Here is a 5984-nt window from a genome sequence, read left to right on the forward strand (position 1 = left end):
TTGGTGAAGAAGCCGCCTTCGGCCAGGCGTTCCAGTACCCAGTCGTAGAACGGACGGTGATCCTGGAATTCCAGCGTGCAGATCGAGTGCGTGATGTTTTCAATGGCGTCTTCGATCGGGTGCGCGTAGTCGTACATCGGGTAGACGCACCATGTGTCGCCGGTGCGATGGTGATGTGCGTGACGGATGCGGTAGATCGCCGGGTCGCGCATGTTCATGTTGGGCGAGGCCATGTCGATCTTCGCGCGCACGATGTGTTCGCCATCCTTGAATTCGCCAGCCTTCATGCGGCGGAACAGGTCCAGCGATTCTGCCGCAGGGCGATCGCGGAACGGCGAGTTCTTGCCGGCTTCGCCGAAGTTGCCACGGTTCTTCGCCATCTCTTCAGCGGATTGGCTGTCGACGTAGGCGTGACCGGCGGTGATCAGGTATTCGGCCATTGCATACAACTGGTCGAAGTAGTCGCTGGCGAAGTACAGGTGTTCCTTGTCTTCTACCTTCCAATCGAAGCCCAGCCATTTGACGCTGTCGATGATGGTGTCTACGTATTCCTGTTCTTCCTTGGTCGGATTGGTGTCGTCGAAGCGCAGGTTGCAGCGGCCGGCGTAATCGCGCGCGAGGCCGAAGTTCAGGCAGATCGATTTGGCGTGGCCGATGTGCAGGTAACCGTTCGGTTCCGGCGGGAAGCGGGTGATGACGGTCGGCAGCGGCTGGCCGTCCTTGTCCACACGTTTTTCGTGTTTGCCGGCGGCGAGATCGGCTTCGATGATGCCGCGCAGGAAGTTGGAAGACGCCGGGGTCGGATTGGTGCTGCCGTTTTTTGAATCGTTGCTCATGAGTGCTTGTGCCTGCCTGTAAATGCGCAATGTTGCGAAGTAAAAGGCATTTTACCGTAGCAGGCTGCGCGATTGAGGCATTGCGGCACAAACATCGGTTCTGGCCGTCATTCCCGCCTGTACGGGAATGACGAAATGGCGGCTGGAAGGAGCTTTGCGCTTATCCGGCCTGGGCGGCCCTGTGGGCTCTCTTGATCACGCCGCGCTCGATATACATCAGGTAGAGCAGGATGCAGATAGGCAGCAGCAGCGCGTAGAAGCCGGCAAACTTGTAGGCGAAGGCCGCACCGACTGCGCCGATGGCAAAGGCGACTACGGGCCACAGGAATTTGACGCAGCGGCGCTTGATGTTCTCATCCGCTGCGCCGCGGAGAACGTCGACCGAATCGATCACGAGCTGGGTGACGTTACCCGTCATCATCGCAGTCGGTACAAAATGTGGCAGCAGCAACCTGCCGGCTGCGCTGTGTGCGCCCATTGCCGTCGAGCCTATGACACCGGCGATTTCAGCCATGAGCGTGGGGTCGGAGCCGATCGGGCTTGCCATGGTGCCGGTCACCAGGAAGGCGATCAGCAAGACGAGTTGCAGGATGTAGGCGTACCACAGCGCATGCAGGTTGAATTTCAACAGCACGGCGACCATCAGGCGGGTGAACACGACGCCGAAAATGAAGGCAGGGAAGGCGAGAATTTTGAGGAGCAGCGAACCACCTTGCGGGTTGGCCAGTTCCGAGCCGATCAGTACAAAGTTACCCGTTACATGGGCAGTAAACAATCCAAACAGTGCGACGAAACCTAATGTATCCACATAGCCTGCGAGAAAACCGAGGCTGATGTTTTGCGTTTTGTGACGAACTTCACTGCGTTTCATTGACTCTCCAGTATTCGATGCAGGAATACACCTGCATGACCATCATTACTTCCTGATGAGAACCCGAACAACCGACGCAACACGAAAGGCGGGAATCGTGCGCGCAAGGCGTTCGGCCCAAGCCGAAGATCATCTTCTCACAAAGAAATGACACTGGTATGACTGGAGCCTTCCATATGCCGCAAATGCTCCGAATTGCATGCGCAATGTCGGAGCCTTGCAACGACTGGATGACGTCAGTAGCCGACTGCCTGCCCGTCGCGACGCGGATCGCTGGCGGCGATGTAGCCGTTTTCGGTTTTCCAGATGAACTGGCCGGAGCCGAAATCCATGTAGTAGTCGGCGACTTTTTCTATCTTGTGGCCGCGCGCCAGCAGGCCGGCATGTATTTCCGCCGGCATGCCCGCTTCCACGTTCAGCGACAGGCCGACGTTGACCTTCCAGCGCGGCGCATCGCAGGCGGCTTGCGGTTGCTGGTTGTACGACAGCATGCGCACCAGGGTTTGCACATGGCCTTGCGGTTGCATGTTGCCGCCCATGACGCCGAAACTCATCAGCGGCTGGCCATCCTTGCTGAGGAAGCCGGGGATGATGGTGTGGAAAGGGCGCTTGTTCGGCGCCACGCAGTTTGGATGGTTAGGGCTGAGGTTGAAGCTGAAACCGCGATTCTGCAGGCTGATGCCGGTGCCGGGCACAACCACGCCGGAGCCGAAGCCCATGTAGTTCGACTGGATGAAACTGACCATCATGCCGCTTTCGTCCGCTGCGGTCAGGTAGACGGTGCCGCCTTTGGGCGGTGTGCCGTGGCTGAAGCGGCTGGCGCTGTTCAGGTCGATCAGTTTGGCGCGTTCGCTCAGGTAGCCGTCGTCGAGCAAATCCTTGACGGTCACTTGCGTCATGTATTTTTCATCGGCGACCCATTTGTAGGTATCGGCAAAGGCGAGCTTCATGGCTTCGATCTGCATTTGCTGGGCTTCGACGGAATCGATAGGGAAACGCGTGATGTCCAGCTTGTCGATGATGCCGAGTGCGATCAGTGCGGCGATGCCCTGGCCGTTAGGCGGGATCTCGTGCACGGTGTGGCCGGCGTAATCTTTCTGGATAGGCTTGACCCATTCCGGTGTGAAACCGGCGAGGTCGGCCAGCGTCATTTGTGCGCCGTGTTCTTTCGCGAACTTGACGATAGCCTCGGCCAGTTCGCCGCGATAGAAGGCTTCGCCTTTTGTTTCGGCGATTTTTCTCAGCGATTCGGCAGCGTCCTTGAAGACGAAGTTTTCACCAACTTCCGGCGCACGGCCGTGTGGCATGAATGCTTCTGCAAAGCCGGGCTGGTTTTGCAAAATCGGAATCGCGTTCACCCATTTCTTCTGCACCACCGGCGCCACCATGTGTCCGCGTGCGGCCAGTTCGATTGCCGGTTCCATCAGATCGGCGAAGGGCAGCTTGCCGAATTTGTCCGACAGCGCGACCCAGCCGGCGACGGCGCCGGGAACGGTGACGGTATCCCAGCCGCGTTCCGGGAATACGCCATTGTGTTTTTGCTTGAAATAATCGGTCGTCCATCCGGCCGGTGAGGTGCCGGAACTGTTCAGGCCGTGCAACTGATTGCCGTCCCACACCAGCGCAAACGCATCGCTGCCGAGGCCGCAGGAAACCGGTTCGACGATAGTCAGTGCAGCGGCTGCGGCGATCGCGGCATCTACCGCATTGCCGCCCTTGAGCAGCATGCGCAAGCCGGCTTGCGCAGCCAGCGGTTGCGAAGTCGCGACGGTATTGCGTGCGAACAGTGGTTGACGGATCGATGGGTAGGGATTGTTCCAGTCAAATGAAGACATGCTGTGATCCTGATGATGTTGATTGAGTGCTCATGCCGCCAGGGCTGCATGAATGAATTTTTACCGCGCTTGAAAGTGCGCCGATCATGCGGTGGCAAACGTGCGCGGAGAGCGGACATTTTATCCGTTGTCGCGCTTTCAGTCTTGCTCCGGGTTGGCCGTGCGTTCCGTTGATACGCGCTGTTAATATGATGCCAATTCGCTGACACCAATTTGATAACTGGAATCAACCATGTGGCCTTATCCAAAAATAGTGGCGCATCGCGGCGGCGGTGCGCTGGCGCCGGAAAACACGATAGCGGCCATGCGCTGCGGCCTGACGCATGGTTTTCGTGCGGTGGAATTCGATGTGATGCTGGCCAGGGATGGCGTGCCGGTCGTGATGCACGATACGGTTTTCGGCCGCACGGTGGCGGGCGAGGGCAATGTGAATGCATACACGGCGCAGGAACTGGCAACGCGTGATGCGGGTGCCTGGTTTGGCGAAGAATATCGCGGCGAACCGATCCCGAGCTTCGAGCAGGTGGCGGCGTTTTGCATGCAGCACCATATCTGGATGAATATCGAGATCAAGCCGGTGCCGGGATTTGAAGATCAGACCGGCTGGACGGTGGCGCAGGCAACGCAGCGTTTATTTTCCGGGACGCTGGATCGATCGCCGGGCGCCTTGCCGCTGCTTTCTTCCTTTTCATTCGAGGCGCTGCAGGCGGCGCAACTGGCGGCGCCGGATATTCCGCGCGGATGGCTGGTCGATGAAATTCCGCCCGACTGGCACGAACGGCTGCTCGCCCTCGGTGCGATTGCGCTGCATACCAACCACAACAACCTGACGCCGCTGCTGGCGCGCGCCATCAAGGAGGCGGGTTTCGGCCTGTTTTGCTATACCGTCAACGAACCGGCGCGGGCGACGGAAATTCTGTCCTGGGGCGTCGATGCGTTTTGTACCGACCGCATCGATGTGATCGGGCCGTACTTCACTGGCGCGACTACGGCGGTGAATTGAAATTGCGTGAAACTGCGTTGAAACCGGCTGCAACGGACTATTCAGGCGAAAAAATGGGTGTTTTGAGTGTTGTTTCAGGCACCAGACCAACAGGGCTATTACGCGCTAATAACGTATAATCGCCGGTTTGCAGCACCCATTTCCTTACTTTGCCCAGAACATGAAATCGTCCGAAATCCGCGAAAAATTCCTGAAGTTCTTTGAGTCCAAAGGCCACACCATCGTGGCATCCAGCCCGCTGGTGCCAGGCAATGATCCGACCCTGATGTTCACCAACTCGGGCATGGTCCAGTTCAAGGACGTGTTTCTGGGTGAAGACAAGCGCCCCTATGTGCGCGCAACCTCGGTGCAAGCCTGCCTGCGCGCCGGCGGCAAACACAACGATCTGGAAAACGTCGGTTACACCGCGCGTCACCATACATTTTTCGAGATGCTGGGTAACTGGAGCTTCGGCGATTACTTCAAGCGCGATGCGCTGAAATGGTCGTGGGAACTGTTGACCCAGGTCTACGGTTTGCCTGCTGAAAAACTGCTGGCAACGGTCTACATCGAAGATCAGGAAGCCTACGACATCTGGACCAAGGAAATCGGCCTGCCGCCTGAACGCGTGATTCGCATCGGCGACAACAAGGGCGGCCGCTACAAATCCGATAACTTCTGGATGATGGCCGACACCGGTCCATGCGGCCCATGTTCGGAAATTTTTTACGATCACGGTCCGCACATCGCCGGCGGTCCGCCGGGCAGCCCGGATGAAGACGGCGATCGTTACATCGAAATCTGGAACAACGTGTTCATGCAGTTCGACATGGCCGAAGACGGCTCCGTCAAACCATTGCCGGCGCCGTGCGTCGATACCGGCATGGGTCTGGAACGTCTGGCGGCAATTCTGCAAGGTGTGCACAGCAACTACGAGATCGATACGTTTGAGGCGCTGATCAAAGCCGCCGGACGCGAAACACATACAGCCGATCTGACAAACAATTCATTGCGCGTGATTGCCGATCATATTCGTGCGACCTCATTCCTGGTAACCGATGGCGTGATCCCGAGCAATGAAGGCCGGGGTTTCGTGCAACGCCGCATCATTCGTCGCGCCGTCCGTCACGGCTACAAGCTGGGTCAGAAAAAACCGTTCTTCCACAAGCTGGTGAAAGATCTGGTCGAGCAAATGGGTGAGGCATATCCAAAACTGCAAGCCGATGCGCAACGCATTACAGAAGTACTGAAAGCCGAAGAAGAACGCTTCTTTGAAACGCTGGCCAACGGCATGGAAATCCTCGACGCAGCGCTGGCTGGCGGCGTCAAGGTATTGCCGGGCGAAGTCGCATTCAAGTTGCACGACACCTTTGGTTTCCCGCTCGATTTGTCGGCAGACGTTTGCCGTGAAAATGGCGTCAGCGTCGATGAAGCAGGTTTTGCCGCCGCGATGGAAAAAC

5 protein-coding genes are annotated in these 5984 nt (G+C 57.8%); 2 read left to right on the top strand and 3 right to left on the bottom strand.

The genetic code is table 11. The features are described 5' to 3' along the window. The 3 genes from ABWP27_RS11640 to ABWP27_RS11650 all read right to left on the bottom strand — a co-directional run. Positions 1-836, bottom strand: an 836-nt coding sequence (locus ABWP27_RS11640; protein ID WP_353156939.1) for a glutamate--tRNA ligase family protein, incomplete at its 3' end; no start/stop codon positions are given. Between the two features lie 160 nt (positions 837-996). After that, positions 997-1707: a YoaK family protein gene (locus ABWP27_RS11645; protein ID WP_353156941.1), complete on the bottom strand. Its 711-nt coding sequence runs from the start codon at positions 1705-1707 to the stop codon at positions 997-999. A 236-nt stretch (positions 1708-1943) separates the two neighbouring features. Beyond that, positions 1944-3542, bottom strand: coding sequence for a gamma-glutamyltransferase family protein (locus tag ABWP27_RS11650; protein ID WP_353156944.1), 1599 nt, complete (start codon positions 3540-3542; stop codon positions 1944-1946). Between the two features lie 232 nt (positions 3543-3774). Between ABWP27_RS11650 and ugpQ the strand changes: the two genes are divergently transcribed. After that, a complete protein-coding gene (ugpQ, locus tag ABWP27_RS11655) occupies positions 3775-4545 on the top strand; it encodes a glycerophosphodiester phosphodiesterase (RefSeq protein ID WP_353156946.1) in 771 nt (256 codons plus the stop codon). A 160-nt stretch (positions 4546-4705) separates the two neighbouring features. Then, on the top strand, positions 4706-5984 hold a 1279-nt coding region (gene alaS, locus ABWP27_RS11660), incomplete at its 3' end, for an alanine--tRNA ligase (protein ID WP_353156949.1).

Source organism: Herminiimonas fonticola, from assembly GCF_040395855.1.
Classification (GTDB): domain Bacteria; phylum Pseudomonadota; class Gammaproteobacteria; order Burkholderiales; family Burkholderiaceae_D; genus Oxalicibacterium; species Oxalicibacterium fonticola_A.

Coding starts and splice junctions, on each gene's coding strand:
- ABWP27_RS11645 (WP_353156941.1), bottom strand. CDS start 1,707: ATGAAACGCAGTGAAGTTCGTCACAAAACGCAAAACATCAGCCTCGGT.
- ABWP27_RS11650 (WP_353156944.1), bottom strand. CDS start 3,542: ATGTCTTCATTTGACTGGAACAATCCCTACCCATCGATCCGTCAACCA.
- ugpQ (WP_353156946.1), top strand. CDS start 3,775: ATGTGGCCTTATCCAAAAATAGTGGCGCATCGCGGCGGCGGTGCGCTG.